Genomic DNA, 15,634 nt, shown 5'->3' on the forward strand with positions numbered 1-15,634 from the left:
AAGGTCCCCGGTAGTGCCGGGGACCTTTTTTATTGCTCGGCGGAAATTCCCGCCTGTTGCCAACCTTCAGTCACTGCTGTTCATGTTTTCTAAGTGGGGCAGTTCATGGGGTGGTTTAGTCTCTGCCTGCTCAACCAGAAAGCTATCCATCCAGCGCATTAGTCGTTGGCTGTAGTCCAGCTGAGCTGCCATTTTACGGTTGCCATGGCCTTCGCCGGGGTAAAGAACCAGACGTACCGGAACATTGCCGTGGGTTTTCAGGTAACGGTAAAGCTCCATTGATTGCGATGGGTGGACGCGGGTATCTTCTTTACCGTGCATGATCAAGATAGGGGTACGGGCTTGTTCAGCATAATAGATGGGGCTTCGCTCCAGATACCATTGCCACTTCTCCCATGGGTAGCTGCGCGCATGAACCGCATGCATCTCTTTAGCAATGTCGGTAGTACCAAACTTTGAGATGTTGTCGCTGATACCAACAAACATAACACTGGCTGCAAAATGCTCAGTTTGTTTCGTTGCGCCCCACGCTGAGGCATAGCCGCCATAAGAACCGCCGGTAATACCAACACGATCTGGATCGGCAATTCCTTCATTCACTAAATGCTGTTTGGCATCAACGATATCGTCAAATTCTTTGCCGGCATAGTCGTTCTGGCTTAGCATCGAAAATTCAACACCACGGCCGGTGCTGCCACGGTAATTGGGGAAAAATAGCGCATAGCCTTTAGCCGCAGCGTGCTTAACCGGCGAACCATAACGGTCCAGCCAGCCATTGCTGTAGTGGGCTTCAGGCCCGCCGTGAATGACCATTATGGTGGGGTAGGACTGACCCTGCTGATAATCTGTCGGGTACACCAGCACACCTTCGAGCTGCAAACCGTCACGGGCTTCATACTGGACAGTTTCCTGCCGCGGCAGCGTAATTTCATCCAGCCAGGGGTTAGACACGGTCAGCCGTTCGAGCTGTGAGTCATTCAGCCGGAAGGCTTCGTTAGGATGCTCCGGGCGGTTGCCCTGCAAGCTGATATCACTAACGCCCGGCTCCCCGTCAAGACTGGTAAAAATGGCTTCGCCGGGTTCGATCAAAACGCGATTTTCAAGAAACTTTAAGGTTAACGCCTGAACTTCTGATTCAGTGCCGCGATGACCAAGCCATACCAGCTCCTGATCGGTGCGCCAGCTAAAATCACGCACCGATCCCTGATAATCCGGCAGCACATTGCGCATTTCTTCGGTCTGGGAATCCCAGACCATCAGCGTGCCGGCAGACGGGTCGTTGTAATTTGCCGCCGCAATCAGAGCCAGATATCGGCCGTCCGGAGAAAAGTCGGCCTGGCCTAGTTTGCCGGCAGTTTCAAAACTTTGTTTTATTTCGCCGGTTGTCGTTAGTAAGTGATACTGACTGCTCATGTAGTTGTCATCGACTAACGGGGTAGGTGCTACGCGGGCCAAAATATGCTGGTTGTCGGGATGAAACTGGGCCGATAGAATATGTTGCCCGGGACCGGACACTTGTTCAGCATTCTTTTCATCAGAGCTTAGATCAACGTGGTATAAGTGAGTATAGTCCAGCTCTTCTTCATAAACTTCGGCCTTAAAGCCTTTTTCAGCTAAGGTTTTTTTGTCTTCATTGGGTTTACCTTGTGAGGTAAAAATGAGTGCTTTGCCGTCGCGGCTAAAATTATAAGCGCCAATATTACCCTCGAACTCATAAAACGACTGTACGCCGCCGCCATCAACCGGAATCCGGTACAGTTCACTGTACTTATCCTCATCCCATTTAGCGGTAAAGTATAAGTACTCGCTATTGGGTCCAAAAGTCACGCCGGAAAAGCTCTGTTCGCGGTTCAGGTACAGTGTTTCGTTGCCCTGGCGGTCGATTAAGGCCAGCTCGGTAAAACCACTGCCGTCGTCATCCTGATAAGGGACTCTGGGGATGTATTTAAGCACCGCGGTATATTGCCCGTCCGGTGATAAATCTACCCGCGCAACCGATTGTGTGGTTACCGTTTCCAAAAGCGTCATCTCGCGCGCCTGGCCGGTAAGGGCGAAGGTCAGTAGACTGACGGTGCCCAGGGTTCTGATTAACATGTGTTTCTCCTGCTTTATGGCTTATTTTGACTGCATGACTGGGTCAGTGAGCGGCGCGTTGATTCCGCTCCGCGGGCAACCAGCCTGACTTGCTGTATGGTTGCCTCAGTAATTTGTTTACGTTCGCTGCTGCTGGCATCGAAACAGTCAGCACCCGAGCTAAAGACAATTTTAACAATGGCATCGGATTGAAGCTGCGCCAGGCTGGCTGAAAACTCTTGCTCATTAATCAAGTAATCTTCCAGCTCGGCTTTAAAGTGCTCAAGTTCGCGGGCTACAGCATAACGAAACTCCCGCGAACAGCCGGTGCGCTCCTGTAGCAGTAAACGAAAAATAGCCGTATTGCTGGCCACATACTGCATAAAGGTTTCTACCGATACCCGGATAATGGAACCACCATTATTAATTTGCTGGCGTGCCTGACGCAACAATTGCCGCAGAGTTAGTCCGCATTCATCGACCAGGGTCAGGCCCAGCTCATCCATATTGCGAAAATGGCGATAAAACGAAGTGGGTGCGATATGAGCTTCGCGCGCAACCTCTCGCAGGCTGAGACTGGAAAAACCTGTTTCGGCGCTCAATTGATTCATTGCAGCGTCTATCAGTGCACGACGGGTTTTTTCCTTCTGCTGCGCTCGCACGCCAAGGTTTGTTGTCTTACTCAACGGTGGCTCACTTTGCTTAAATTTTTTTCTGATAGTCGATACTAGCACAGGATTTTACACAATTATTGCTTGTATTTTGAAGCTAAAACCCGTAGATTCAGCGTACAGCTGTACGCTAATTTGTGTATCGCTTTATTTATTGAACAATCAGGCTGTAATTTAAATGAAAGAACAAACTTCTAAGCCACCCATTATCTGGCTTAACACCTTAGTTTTCCTTATCACCTTCTTAATAGCAGCGGTTGCCGTACCCTGGTATGCCGTGAGTGTCGGTATTGACAGTAGCTTATGGTGGATCATGCTGGCGACGCTGTGTTTTGCTGGCATTTCGATAACGGCGGGTTATCACCGATTGTGGTCTCACCGCACCTATAATGCTAATCCGGTAGTGCGCTTTGTGTTTGCAATCGGCGGAGCTCTGGCATTACAGAACAGTGCCTTACACTGGTCTTCTGACCACCGGGTTCATCACACTCATGTCGATGATAATGACAAAGACCCTTACTCAGCTCAGCGCGGGTTTTGGTATTCGCACATTGGCTGGATGCTGCGTGAGTATCACGCAAGCCTTTATAGCGACTACAACAACGTCAAAGATCTGCAGCAGGACCCGATTGTTATGTGGCAACATCGCCATTATCTGGCGTTAACGCTGTTAACTAATTTTGGCTGGCCGCTGCTGGTTGGCTTTATGGTCGGAGATATCTGGGGCGCACTGCTGGTTGTTGGTGTTCTGCGCCTGGTGCTAAATCACCATACGACATTTTTTATTAACTCTCTGGCCCATGTCTGGGGTTCGCAGCCCTATACAGATAAAAACTCAGCACGGGACAATGGTGTACTGGCGTTTCTGACATTTGGTGAAGGTTATCATAACTACCACCATATTTTTTCGGCCGACTACCGCAACGGTATTCGCTGGTGGCAGTTTGATCCCACCAAGTGGCTTATTCGTTCGTTTAGCTGGCTGGGTTTAGCCTCTGGTTTAAAACGCAGTTCGGCCTATCAGGTCGAGAAAGCCCGTTTACAAATGCAGTTACAGCGTTTGCAAAACAAGGCCTCCTCGGCGCCGGCAACACTGCTGGAGCGAGCGCAGAACCATTATGATGAGTTAGCGGTTTTATTACGTAATTACTATCAGGCGCGTAAAAAATTACTGGATGGTAAAGCAAAGCATTTACGCGAACAGGTTAATCTGGATGCGTTAAAAGCTCAGGTAGAAGAATTGCAACAGGCCGTAGAACAACAAAAACGTCACTGGCGTCAATTGGTTAGCCAGATTAACCAGCATGCCTGAGGTTGCTGACTAAATCGCACTTGAAATTGATCGCTTTTTGTACAATACTGGTGGCAAGTTTTTGCCGCACTCAGGAGGTGCTCATGGAAATTAATGGTGCAATGAATGCTGGCTTACAAGGGCTTCAGCGTGCAAGTCAGCAAGTGACTGAAGCCAGTGCCGAAATTGCTAATGCAAGCGGCCGTAACGATGTTCAGCAGCAGACTAACGCGCAGTCAGCGGGTAATACCGCAGCAACTGAAAGTGCCAGTGAAACCAGCCAGGCTGTGAGTGCTAACAACGCCACAGACAGCCTGATTGGGTTGCAGCAAGGTGAAACCAGCTTTGAGGCAAACGCACAGACAGTAGCAACTGCTGATGAGATGTTAGGCACGCTGATTGATACCAGTGCTTAATCGTTAACGCCTAATGAACATAACCACAGCTTTACCGATTATACCGGCATCTCCGATGCCGGCTTCGGATTTAGTTGGACAGGACAACCAGCAGCGGTCGCTGGTACGGGAGTCTTCTGCTGCTCCTGAAAACGGAACCGCCACCGATCAAAACAGCACAAATCAACAGCGCCCAATCCGCCCGGATAAAAAGTCAGAAGCAACAACCGCCAACAAAACCAGCTCCGAAGATGAATCAGCATCCGGTGAAGCGGCTGATACGCGTCGCCCGGAAGATAAAACAGAAGCTGATCGCACCCCTGTAGAGCAACGTGAAATAGAACAACAGCTGCGCGAACTGAAAAGCCGCGATGCTGAAGTTCGCACCCACGAGCAGGCTCATGCCGCGGTTGGAGGCCAGTATGCCGGCAGCCCGAGTTACGAGTACGAGAGGGGTTCTGACGGTAAGTCTTATGCGGTTGGTGGCGAAGTACCAATTGATGTCAGCGTTGTGGCTGACGACCCTCAGGCAACGATACAAAAAATGACCGTTGTGCGTCGCGCGGCTCTCGCTCCTGCGGAGCCTTCTTCAGCAGATCGCGCCATTGCTGCTGACGCAGCCACAAAAGCGGCTCAGGCACGCGCCGAGCTGGCGCAACAAAATAATATTGCCGAAGAAGAAAGCGATTCCAGCGTCAGTTCCCTTATCCGGGGGCCCATAACCAAAGCACTGGAGGAAGCCCGGCAGGAAGAGCAGACGGACAAGCCTGCAGTGGCTGCAGCAGGGGGCTACGGCTTCGAACGTAAAACCTTATCAGCCCCTGAACGTGGCGCGATGATTGCCAACTTTTACCAACAGCGGGTCAGCCCGTCGGCTTCGGGCTTCACCGCCTCAGCGTGAAAACAGTCCAGTTTAGCTCTTTTTCGCTTTTGCAAAAGCATCCGCTAAAGCACTTCCCATTGCCGAATTAACCGGCGGTTGTTTAGCTTTCTGGGCTGATGGTCGACTTTTAGACTTAGCGGGTTTAGCTTCAGTCTTCTTTGGTTTACCCGCCGCTGCTGGCTGCGGGCTATCTTCCAGGCGCATGGTCAGGCTGATGCGATTGCGCTCCAGATCAACTTCAAGGACTTTCACTTTAACAATATCGCCTGCTTTTACTATGTCCCGCGGATCGCTGACAAACTGATTTGATAGCGCTGAGATATGAACGAGCCCATCCTGGTGAACGCCAATATCCACAAAGGCACCAAAGTTGGCGACATTGGTGACCACACCTTCCAGTGTCATCCCATTTTTCAAGTCGCTGACCTTTTCAACGCCTTCTTTAAAGGTTGCAGTTTTAAATTCAGGGCGTGGATCGCGGCCTGGCTTCTCGAGTTCTGCGATAATATCTTTAACGGTTGGCAGGCCAAAATGCTCGTCGGTGTAATCCTCTGCATTAAGTTGACTTAACAGCTGCCGATTACCGATAAGATCGGCCACCGCCACCTGGTTCTTGGCCGCGATGCGTTCGACTACGGAGTATGCCTCCGGGTGAACAGCGGAAGCATCCAGTGGCTGCTCACCAACAGCGATACGCAAAAAGCCTGCGGATTGCTCAAAAGCTTTAGGCCCCATGCGGCTGACATCCAGTAACTGTTTACGGTTGTTAAAGGCGCCATTTTGATCACGAAAAGCTACTATATTTTTTGCCAAAAGTTTCGACAGGCCTGAAACTCTCTGTAAAAGCGGCGCCGACGCCATATTAATATCAACGCCAACGGCGTTAACACAGTCTTCAATTACTGCATCCAGGCTCTGTGCCAGTTGCGACTGGCTGACATCGTGCTGGTATTGTCCGACTCCAATCGATTTAGGTTCTATTTTTACCAGTTCCGCCAGCGGATCCTGTAGACGACGGGCGATGGAAACTGCTCCACGTAAGGAAACATCAAGTTCAGGAAACTCCAGGGCAGCGAGTTCACTGGCAGAGTAAACTGAGGCTCCGGCTTCGTTAACAATAACCTTTGTTGCCTTTACTTCAGGCTGGTCTTTCAGCATTTCAGCAACCAGCTTATCGGTTTCGCGCGAGTGCGTGCCATTACCAATACTGATCAGTTCAACTTTGTGTTGTTTGCACAGGCCGGCCAGTGTTCTTTTCGCTTTATCCATTTGATTTTGGGGCGCAAAAGGAAAAACGGTATTAGTTGCCAGAACTTTACCGGTTTTATCGACAATCGCGACCTTGATACCGGTGCGAACCCCCGGGTCCAGACCCATCGTGCATTTTGACCCGGCCGGGGCAGCCATCAATAAGTCTTTCAGGTTGCCTGCAAAAACTTCTATCGCAGCACTTTCGGCCCGCTCCCGGACCCGACCCATCAGTTCGGTCTCCATGTGCAACGACAATTTAACTCGCCAGGTCCATTGTATGACCTTTTGCAGCCAGTCATCGGCGGCGCGTTGTTGGTGGCTGAACTGCAAATAATCGGCGATCAGTGCTTCAGCCTGAGAGCCGCTGTCTGCTTCAGACCCCGGATCCGCATCCATTGCCAGCTGCAGGAAGCCTTCATTGCGGCCGCGTAATAGCGCTAGGGCGCGGTGCGAGGGGATGGTTTTAAGTGCTTCGCTGAAGTCAAAGTAGTCACGGAACTTAGCGCCTTGTTTTTCTTTGCCCTCGATGACCTTTGCTGTCAGGTGGGCATTCTGCCACAGGTATTCTCGCAAGCGCTTAAGCAGCTCCGCCTGTTCAGCGAACTGCTCCATCAAAATAGCCCGCGCGCCTTCCAGTACTGCCTTGGTGTCCGAAAACCCTTTTTCTGTATTACGATAACTGTCGGCCAGCTGCTCAGGCTGTTGCTGCGGGTTTTCCCACAGAGATTGCGCCAATGGCTGCAGGCCTGCTTCGATGGCAATCTGGCCTTTTGTGCGGCGTTTTGGCTTAAAGGGCAGGTAGAGATCTTCCAGCTCGGTTTTACTGGTGGTGACTTTAATTTGCCGTTCAAGCTCAGCAGTGAGTTTTTGTTGCTCCTCGATAGAGCGCAGCACGACACCGCGGCGGTCCTCAAGCTCACGTAAATAAGTTAAGCGCTGAGCTAGCTGGCGTAACTGCGAGTCATCCAGGCCACCGGTTGCTTCCTTCCGGTAACGGGCAATAAAAGGCACCGTAGAGCCTGAGTCCAGTAAGTTAATAACCGCTTGTACTTGTTCTTGTTGTACCTTAAGTTCGCTGGCTAACTGCTGAGGTATTGAATTCATAGCGTCTCTCTTAATTGGCAATGGGCGAAGTTTACCACACTCAAGAGCTTACGAAATCCGATCATCCGCCGTTAGTAAAAGGTTGGTACTGTATTTTATTAATAAACCACAGCTGCTGACCGCCCGGTGTTTCAACCTGTACTTCATCATCTACCTGTTTTTTTAGTAAGGCGCGGGCCATTGGTGAGTCAATTGAGATAACGCCGTCTTGTTGATAAATCTCGTCCGGGCCTACTATCTGGAAGCGACGGATAGTTCCTTGTTCCTGTTCAACCTCGACAAAAGCGCCAAAGAAGACTTTGCCATCTTGTTGGCTGGCATAATCAACAACTTTTAGTTGATCCAGCCGCTTACTGAGATAGCGAATCCGCCCGTCTATTTTGCGAAGCTTCTGCTTGTTGTATTTGTAATCGGCATTTTCGCTTCTATCCCCCAAACTCGCAGCCCAGCTGACTTTTTCTACTGTTTCACGGCGATCCACCCGCCACAGAGTGGTGAGCTCCTGCTGCAGTTTTTGATAACCGGCGCGGGTAATTAAATTGGTTTTCATAGCGACTGCTCAACTCTGGCGTTAATAACAATTAAGCAATCTAGTTTATGCTATTGGCTAACAGACTTCAGCTCGTTATAGTGTGAGCCTGGCAAATAATTACAACAGGGCAGGATTCAATTGAAACGATCAGCGAGCATTGCCTGGCTAAGTGTCATCGCTGCCTTCTTGATCATAGGTTTGCCATTAGCTCAAGTTATTACCGAGCAGTCTCCCTCTTCGTCAGACAAAACCAAACAAGTGCGCGTGGGCGTTTATCACAACCCGCCCAAGCTGCTGCTTGAAGGCGAGCGCATTAGCGGTATTCACGGGGACCTGTTAAATTATATAGCCGAGCAAAATGACTGGCAGCTGCAGCCAGTGGTTTGCCAGTGGCAGCAATGTTTGCAATGGCTGGAGTCCGGCCGTATTGACTTGTTGCCCGATGTCGCGGCTAATGAATCTCGTCGCCAACGTTTTGATTTTCACGAGGAACCGGCGCTTTTAAGCTGGTCACAATTGTACGCACTTCCGCGAACCAATCTGGTTACTTTAATGGATTTAGACAAGCGTTCGGTGGCGGTACTCGAGAGCTCCGTGCAACAAGGCTATTTAAGACAGATAGCCGTCCAGTTCGAAATTGATATTAGGCTAGTACCGGTGAGTTCCTATGATGCTGGCTTTTTGGCTTTAGAGCAGGGCCAGGTGGATGCTGTCGCAACTAACCAGTTTTTCGGAAGTCAGAAAGTCGCCGATACCGACGTGGTAATGACGCCGATTATGTTTTTGCCCAGTCAACTGTACTTTGCCACCACGGCGGAAAAAAACAGTGAGCTTTTGTCGGCCATTGACGCTTCTCTCAATCAGCTAAAAAACCAGTCAGACTCGGCGTATTATGCCATCATCGAACACTGGAACGGCAATGCAGAAAAAATTCAGGTACCGATCTGGTTATGGGTAACTCTGACCGCTGTTACCTTAGTAAGCCTGTTGTTGCTTGCCTTCAGTTGGCTGTTAAAAAAATCCATTCGTGAAAAAACTCACGCACTGCAGGAAAGCGAAAGTCGTTTAGAAACTATTTTAAACAGCGTGGACGCCTTTATTTTCATAAAAGACCGGGATTTAAAATATCAGTATGTTAACCGCAAGGTTGCCGATTTGTTTGGTGGCCAACCTGAAGATGTTATTGGGCTTAAGGATCAGGACTTTTTTGAGAGTACGAGTGCAGAGCAGCTTACAATAAACGACCACCAGGTGCTGGAAACTGGCCGAAGGCTGGCGCAGTACGAGTTAAATAAGCTGCAGGGCGAAGAACAGGGCGTACCGATTTGGTCTGTTAAAGTGCCTTTAAAAAATAGCCAGGGCGAGATCACCGGTTTATGCGGTATTTGTACCGATATCTCAGAGTATGAGCAGTTAAAAAGCCAGCTTCGGCAGCTTGCTTACTTTGATGTGTTAACAGGGCTGGCAAACCGACGTTGGTTACTTGAGGATATTCATAGTATCTACGACGCTGAGCAGGGCGCTGCCAGTAATGCTCTGGTGCTCATTGATATTGATAAGTTTAAAGTTGTGAATGATTCGCTCGGGCATGAGTATGGTGATGAGTTACTAAAAACCGTTGCCGTGCGGCTGGAACTTGAATTGCGTCATGGTGACACGGCCGGTCGGCTGGCGTCTGATGAGTTTTTTATTCTGCTTAAGCAACTACCAGATAATGTGCAGCAGCGGCAGAACCTGTTACAGCAGCGGCTGCATGATATTCGCGAACGCCTGGGTGAACCTTATCGCCTCAGTGACGTTGAATATCATGCCAGCTTTAGTTTCGGTGCCGGATTTTTCGCCGAGGCTGAAAGCGCCGATAGCTTGCTGAAAACCGTTGATTTAGCCGTTGCTAAAGCAAAAGCCAACGGCGGCAATGAAATCCAGTTTTTTGACCCCGCTCTGCAGCAAAGTTTTAATCAGCGTCATTACCTGGAAACCGAGTTACAAAAAGCAATAAAGGCCGGGCAGCTGCAAATACATCTGCAGCCCCAGTTTCAGCTGACTGATCAGTTAAACTGCACCGGTTTTGAAGCTTTGTTGCGTTGGTACCATCCGCAGCTGGGACAGGTTTCGCCCGCGCAGTTCATCCCCGTGGCTGAAAACTCGGGACTGATGCCGCAGCTGCATTCATTGGTGCTGGCGCAGGCCATTGATGCCCTTGAGCAGCTGCAGCATCATCCGCTTTACTCCGACTGTGTTGTGGCTATCAATATCAGCGCCGGTCAGTTTAAACAAGACAGCTTTTTGCCGGAGTTGAAAAAGGCCGTTCAGCAATCACCGGTGGCGCATAAATTAGAGCTGGAACTGACTGAGAGTATTTTAGTGGATGACAGCCAGACAAGCGTAACCATCATGAAGGAGCTTAATCACCTGGGCCTGCAGTTTTCACTCGATGATTTTGGTACTGGCTATTCATCGCTAAGCTACTTAAAAAGATTGCCGCTAAAACAACTAAAAATTGACCAGTCTTTTGTGCGCGACTTAATGAATGACGATAATGATACCGCCATCGTCCGGACCATTATCGCACTGGCGAATAGCTTACAGCTGGAAGTGCTGGCGGAAGGTGTCGAAACAAAAGAAGAGCAACAGAAACTATCTGAACTTGGCTGCAGCCGCTATCAGGGATATTTGTTGGGCCGTCCTCAACCGCTGGCGCATTGGTTACAACAGTGATAATATCACTTAACTAAAAAGCAGAGTGTGATGACATTCCGGATGGTCAGGCACAGCGTGTGAGAGACAATATGAAAGCATTGAGTTTAGTTATTATCGTGCTGGTAAATATACTGGCGATCGGGCAGCTTAAGGCGCAGCAAAGCATCACCGTAAAGCACGTTGAGGTGACCGAAACCATCGAGCTGGAAGGGTTGGTTGAAGCAGTAAAGCAAAGTACAGTCTCGGCGCAAACCTCAGGTACTATCGTGCAATTACCAGTTGATGTTGATGACGCAGTACAGGCGCAACAATTAATTGTGGGACTGGATGATACCGAGCAACAGGCACGGGTGAATCGGTCGCGGGCGGCGGTAGAAAGTGCCAATGCCACCCTGGCCGATGCCAGACGTCAGTTTGAACGGGTAAAAGATCTCTATCAGCAGGAAGTGGCGTCGCAATCTGAATTTGATCAGGTTTCAACGCAACTGGAAACCAGTCAGGCTCGTTTAGCCGAGGCAAATGCGGCCTTGCAGGAAGCCGAAGAACAATTAAGTTACACCCGGGTTAAAGCGCCTTATGCCGGTATTGTGACGGAACGCTTTGTCGAACTCGGTGAATCAGTGCGTCCGGGTCAACCATTAATCAGTGGCCTTTCGTTAGAGCATTTGCGGGTGGTAACTGAGTTACCGCAAAGCTATGCGCAGTACGTCAGAGATAATCGCAGCGCAGATATCCAGACCCACACCGGGCGTAAGCTCACCATTGGTTCGATGACCTTTTACCCCTATGCTGACGAGCGCTCTCATACCTTCCGATTACGGCTGAACCTGACCGATCCTAATGGTTCGTTATTCCCGGGAATGCTGGTTACAGTGCACCTTGATGTCGGCAAAAGGCAGCAGCTGCAAGTTCCACTGTCAGCACTATTAGAACGGGGCGAACTGCGGGGCGTTTTTGTTAAAGTGGATGACGGCTGGCAGTTACGCCAGGTAAGGGTTGGTGCAAAAAATGGCGACCGGGTCGAAATACTGAGTGGCCTTAAAGCCGGTGAGCAAGTTGCGGTAGTGGCGGGGGAACTTATCAATGAGTGATAAGGACACAACGCTGGGACCCTCGGGGATTATTGCCAGCGTTTTTCAGCGTTCTGAGCTAACACCGCTGATTTGCTTATTAGTTATCGTTATGGGCATTGTCGCTGTCCTGGTGACCCCCAAAGAGGAAGAACCGCAAATCGACGTGACCATGGCGGATGTCTTTGTTGCATTCCCCGGAGCCTCGGCAAAAGAAGTCGAACAGCTGATTGCGATACCGGGTGAGCAAATCCTCAGCGAAATGTCGGAAATCGAACATGTGTATTCGTTTTCTAAGGCGGGACAGGCGGTTTTAACGGTACAATTTAATGTGGGTGTGCCACGTCAGGAAGCCTTAGTCCGCTTATACAATAAAATTCAGTCAAATGTTGACTGGTTTCCTCCCGGGTTAGGTGTCAGCCAGCCAGTGGTTAAACCGCGCAGTATCGACGACGTGCCGATAATGACGCTGACTCTTTATGACCAGCACAATTTAACCAGTGCTGAAGAACTGACTGCGGTGGCACATCGTTTAGAAATCGCCATTAAACAGATACCCGGCACACGGGATATAAAAACTCATGGTGGTGCCCGGCAGCATATCAATGCCCGCGTCGAAGTGTCCAAACTCAGCGGCTACGGGCTTACCCTGGCCGACATCAAAATGGCCATTGATGCCGCTAATCAGTCCGCTCAGGAAAGTCGGATTGTAAAAGATGGTTTGTCGATCCCCTTTCAGGCCGGAGATTTCTTGACAAGTGTGGGCGACATCCGCGAATTGGTTGTTGGTGTAACGGAGGGTAAGCCCATTTTTTTCAGGGACGTTGCCACTATCACTGACAGCGGCAGCCAGCCGCGACAATCGGTAATGATGGGTGGGCTGGGTGATAGTCAGGTATACCCTGCAGTGACCATTGCGATTTCAAAAAAACCGGGCGAAAACGCCATTGATGTTACTAATGCCGTGCGTGAGCAGCTGACCTTTTTAGAAAATAAACTGCTGCCGGCGGATATCGAAGTGACGGTAACGCGCGACTATGGCGAAACAGCAACGGACAAATTTAATCAGTTGGTTTCGGATCTTATTTCGGCTACCGTTTCGGTCATTATTCTGGTGCTACTGACCATGGGCTGGCGACAGGCGTTAATCGTCGGTATTGCGGTCATAGTCACTTTGCTTTTCACATTAATATTTAGCTGGCTCTGGGGGTTTACCCTTAACCGGGTATCCTTATTTGCGTTGATTTTCTCTATTGGTATTTTGGTCGATGACGGCATCGTAATCACCGAAAATATGCACCGGCGGATTCGTAATTCGAGTAAACCGCTGGCCGAGACGATCCCCAAGGCGGTTGATGAAGTTGGTACGCCAACCATTATGGCCACACTAACCATCATGGCAGCCTTATTGCCGATGGCTTTTGTCAGTGGCTTAATGGGCCCTTATATGAGTCCGATACCGATTAATGCCTCAGCAGGCATGGTCTTTTCTCAGTTAGTGGCATTTATTGCTGCACCCTGGCTGGCGCTGCGTCTACTGGACCGTGAGCGCGGCAAAGACAGTGACAGTTCAAGCGACTCGGGAGCAGGCACATCAAAAACGCTTAAATCAATTTTTGAAACCCTGCTGCGGCCGCTACTTGGCGAAAACCGACGCGGCCGGCGGGCACTGTTCGGGGCCGGTATTCTGGCGCTGCTGCTACTGGTTATGGTGTTACCGCTAACTAAAGGTGTGGTGTTGAAAATGCTGCCCTTTGATAATAAGTCCGAACTGCAAATAGTGGTCGATTTACCGGATAATGCGGCAATGGAAGAAACGCAGCGGCTGCAGATGGAGCTGGGCAACTATTTATCTTCCGTTGAGGATGTTGAAAACTGGCAGGCCTATGCCGGCACCGCTTCACCGATTAATTTTAATGGCCTGGTTCGCCAGTATTATTTGCGCAGTCAGCCCAACCAGGGTGATATTCAGGTTAATTTAAAAGATAAAGAACAGCGGCAGCTGTCCTCTCATCAAATCGCCCTTGATATCCGCGCCGATTTAACCGCTATTGCCGAACCGTACGGGGCAGCGATTAAAGTGGTTGAAGTACCGCCGGGTCCGCCGGTTTATGCGCCGGTAGTCGCCGAGTTATATGGCGGTACCGGCCGCCAGCAGGTAGAGTTAGCTGAAACGCTGTTAACAAAAATAGACGAGGTTAACGGCCTGGTAGATAGTGACTCGACTTTGACTGACGTAGTCGAGCGCTGGTTTCTGGTGGTTGACCGCCAGCGCGCCGCGCAATTGGGTATTGGCCAGTCCCAGGTGACCCAGGCGTTGAGTTTACTGGTTAACGCGCAACCGGCTGGTTATCTGCATAAAGATACTGCGAAATATGCGGTACCCATTTTAGTGCAGTTAAACGAAGGGGCTAAGGCGCGTCAGCAGCAGATCCTGTCATTGCAATTGCGGGCTCGTGACGGTGCCATGATCCCGTTGTCTACGGTAGCCAGCATCCGTTCCGACCTGTGGCCAAGAAACAGGTATCATAAGGACCTCAAGCCGGTCACCTATGTGCAGGCCAATATGGCAGGCGAAACGGATTCTCCTATCTATGGAATGTTCGCGCTGTCGGCGCTAATTGAAGAAATGGAAAATCCGCCTGAGCAATTCTATATCAATCAACCATCAGCTAACGGCCCGGTGGCAATTAAGTGGGACGGTGAGTGGCAAATTACCTACGAAACTTTCCGCGATATGGGCATCGCCTACAGCGTTGGTATTTTTATGATTTTTGTTCTGTTAGTGGCGCAGTTTCGGTCCTACTTGATGCCGGTCATTATCATGTCACCGATACCCTTAACCCTGGTCGGAATTCTGCCCGGACACTGGTTGTTGGGTAAAGAGTTTACCGCGACTTCTATGATTGGCATGATCGCACTGGCGGGTATTATCGTCCGCAATTCCATTTTATTAGTAGTCTTTATTCGTCAGCTGATGGACGAAGGCTATAAGCTTGAAGATGCCGTGGTACTGGCCGGCGCCGTGCGCTTAAAACCCATCGCTTTAACCGCAGTGTCGGCTATGGTCGGAGCCTATTTCATCTTAGCTGACCCCATATTTAACGGGCTGGCAATATCACTTATCTTTGGCCTGGCAGCATCAACCGTATTGACGGTGCTGGTCGTTCCGCTATTGTATTACGCTATGTTTTCTTTACTCGCGGATAGCAAACGTTAATGCTGGTTTCTTTTCTTGCTAATAGCTTGCTGGTTATTATTGTCGTAGCGTTTCATTACGAAGCGCTTCGGCAAATTGGCATACTGTTCAGCCGCTTACGTATGTTTCAGCAGTTTCGGTTGGGGGTCGGTGTTTTATTGGCGCTGGTAGCGCACAGTATCGAAGTGTCGGTTTTTGCGCTCGGCTACTACTTAATGCACCACCATGATGGCTTCGGTTTGCTCGGAGGTGCATTTAATGGCTCCTATCTGGACAGTCTGTACTTCTCCTATACGGTCTATACCACTGTAGGCTTTGGTGACATTGAACCGTACGGCGAACTGCGTTTTTTAACCGGCATTGAATCTTTAACGGGACTGGTTCTGATCACCTGGACTGCCTCATTCTTATACGTTGAGATGACCCGCTACTGGCGCGATAAATAATGTCCGGCTGACACATTTA

11 protein-coding genes are annotated in these 15,634 nt (G+C 50.0%); 7 read left to right on the forward strand and 4 right to left on the reverse strand.

Annotation, left to right across the window (positions count from 1 at the left end; genetic code table 11):
- Window positions 1-66: 66 nt before the first annotated feature.
- A complete protein-coding gene (locus LG288_RS01170; protein ID WP_404401212.1) occupies window positions 67-2,094 on the reverse strand; it encodes a prolyl oligopeptidase family serine peptidase in 2,028 nt (675 codons plus the stop codon).
- Between the two features lie 14 nt (window positions 2,095-2,108).
- Window positions 2,109-2,684, reverse strand: coding sequence for an HTH-type transcriptional repressor FabR (gene fabR, locus LG288_RS01175; RefSeq protein ID WP_404403117.1), 576 nt, complete (start codon window positions 2,682-2,684; stop codon window positions 2,109-2,111).
- A 238-nt stretch (window positions 2,685-2,922) separates the two neighbouring features.
- Between fabR and LG288_RS01180 the strand changes: the two genes are divergently transcribed.
- The 3 genes from LG288_RS01180 to LG288_RS01190 all read left to right on the forward strand — a co-directional run bounded on the left by LG288_RS01180 (window position 2,923) and on the right by LG288_RS01190 (window position 5,331).
- Window positions 2,923-4,056, forward strand: coding sequence for a fatty acid desaturase (locus LG288_RS01180; RefSeq protein WP_404401214.1), 1,134 nt, complete (start codon window positions 2,923-2,925; stop codon window positions 4,054-4,056).
- An 83-nt stretch (window positions 4,057-4,139) separates the two neighbouring features.
- The gene (locus LG288_RS01185) at window positions 4,140-4,451 is read left to right on the forward strand and encodes a flagellar basal body rod C-terminal domain-containing protein (protein ID WP_404401216.1); all 312 of its coding nucleotides are present in this window, start codon (window positions 4,140-4,142) and stop codon (window positions 4,449-4,451) included.
- Between the two features lie 13 nt (window positions 4,452-4,464).
- Window positions 4,465-5,331 carry a putative metalloprotease CJM1_0395 family protein gene (locus LG288_RS01190; protein WP_404401218.1) on the forward strand — a complete coding sequence of 289 codons (867 nt, stop codon included), beginning with the start codon at window positions 4,465-4,467 and terminating at the stop codon, window positions 5,329-5,331.
- Between the two features lie 12 nt (window positions 5,332-5,343).
- On the opposite strand, the gene LG288_RS01195 is transcribed toward LG288_RS01190, so the two are convergent.
- Both LG288_RS01195 and greB read right to left on the reverse strand, forming a co-directional pair.
- Window positions 5,344-7,668 carry a Tex family protein gene (locus tag LG288_RS01195; RefSeq protein ID WP_404401220.1) on the reverse strand — a complete coding sequence of 775 codons (2,325 nt, stop codon included), beginning with the start codon at window positions 7,666-7,668 and terminating at the stop codon, window positions 5,344-5,346.
- A 61-nt stretch (window positions 7,669-7,729) separates the two neighbouring features.
- On the reverse strand, window positions 7,730-8,218 hold the full coding sequence (gene greB, locus LG288_RS01200; RefSeq protein WP_404401222.1) for a transcription elongation factor GreB: 489 nt from the start codon (window positions 8,216-8,218) through the stop codon (window positions 7,730-7,732).
- A 120-nt stretch (window positions 8,219-8,338) separates the two neighbouring features.
- Between greB and LG288_RS01205 the strand changes: the two genes are divergently transcribed.
- The 4 genes from LG288_RS01205 to LG288_RS01220 all read left to right on the forward strand — a co-directional run bounded on the left by LG288_RS01205 (window position 8,339) and on the right by LG288_RS01220 (window position 15,615).
- Window positions 8,339-10,918: an EAL domain-containing protein gene (locus tag LG288_RS01205; protein ID WP_404401224.1), complete on the forward strand. Its 2,580-nt coding sequence runs from the start codon at window positions 8,339-8,341 to the stop codon at window positions 10,916-10,918.
- Window positions 10,919-10,989: 71 nt separating this feature from the next.
- Window positions 10,990-11,991: an efflux RND transporter periplasmic adaptor subunit gene (locus LG288_RS01210; protein WP_404401226.1), complete on the forward strand. Its 1,002-nt coding sequence runs from the start codon at window positions 10,990-10,992 to the stop codon at window positions 11,989-11,991.
- Entirely contained in the window at window positions 11,984-15,190 is a 3,207-nt protein-coding gene (locus LG288_RS01215; RefSeq protein WP_404401228.1) for an efflux RND transporter permease subunit, read from the forward strand. Before LG288_RS01210 ends, LG288_RS01215 begins: the two co-directional genes overlap by 8 nt.
- On the forward strand, window positions 15,190-15,615 hold the full coding sequence (locus LG288_RS01220; RefSeq protein ID WP_404401230.1) for a potassium channel family protein: 426 nt from the start codon (window positions 15,190-15,192) through the stop codon (window positions 15,613-15,615). The genes LG288_RS01215 and LG288_RS01220 overlap by 1 nt, the downstream gene beginning before the upstream one ends.
- The last annotated feature ends 19 nt before the right edge of the window (window positions 15,616-15,634 follow it).

Origin of the sequence: Idiomarina seosinensis, from assembly GCF_044797955.1 — a bacterium.
Lineage (GTDB): Bacteria > Pseudomonadota > Gammaproteobacteria > Enterobacterales > Alteromonadaceae > Idiomarina > Idiomarina seosinensis_A.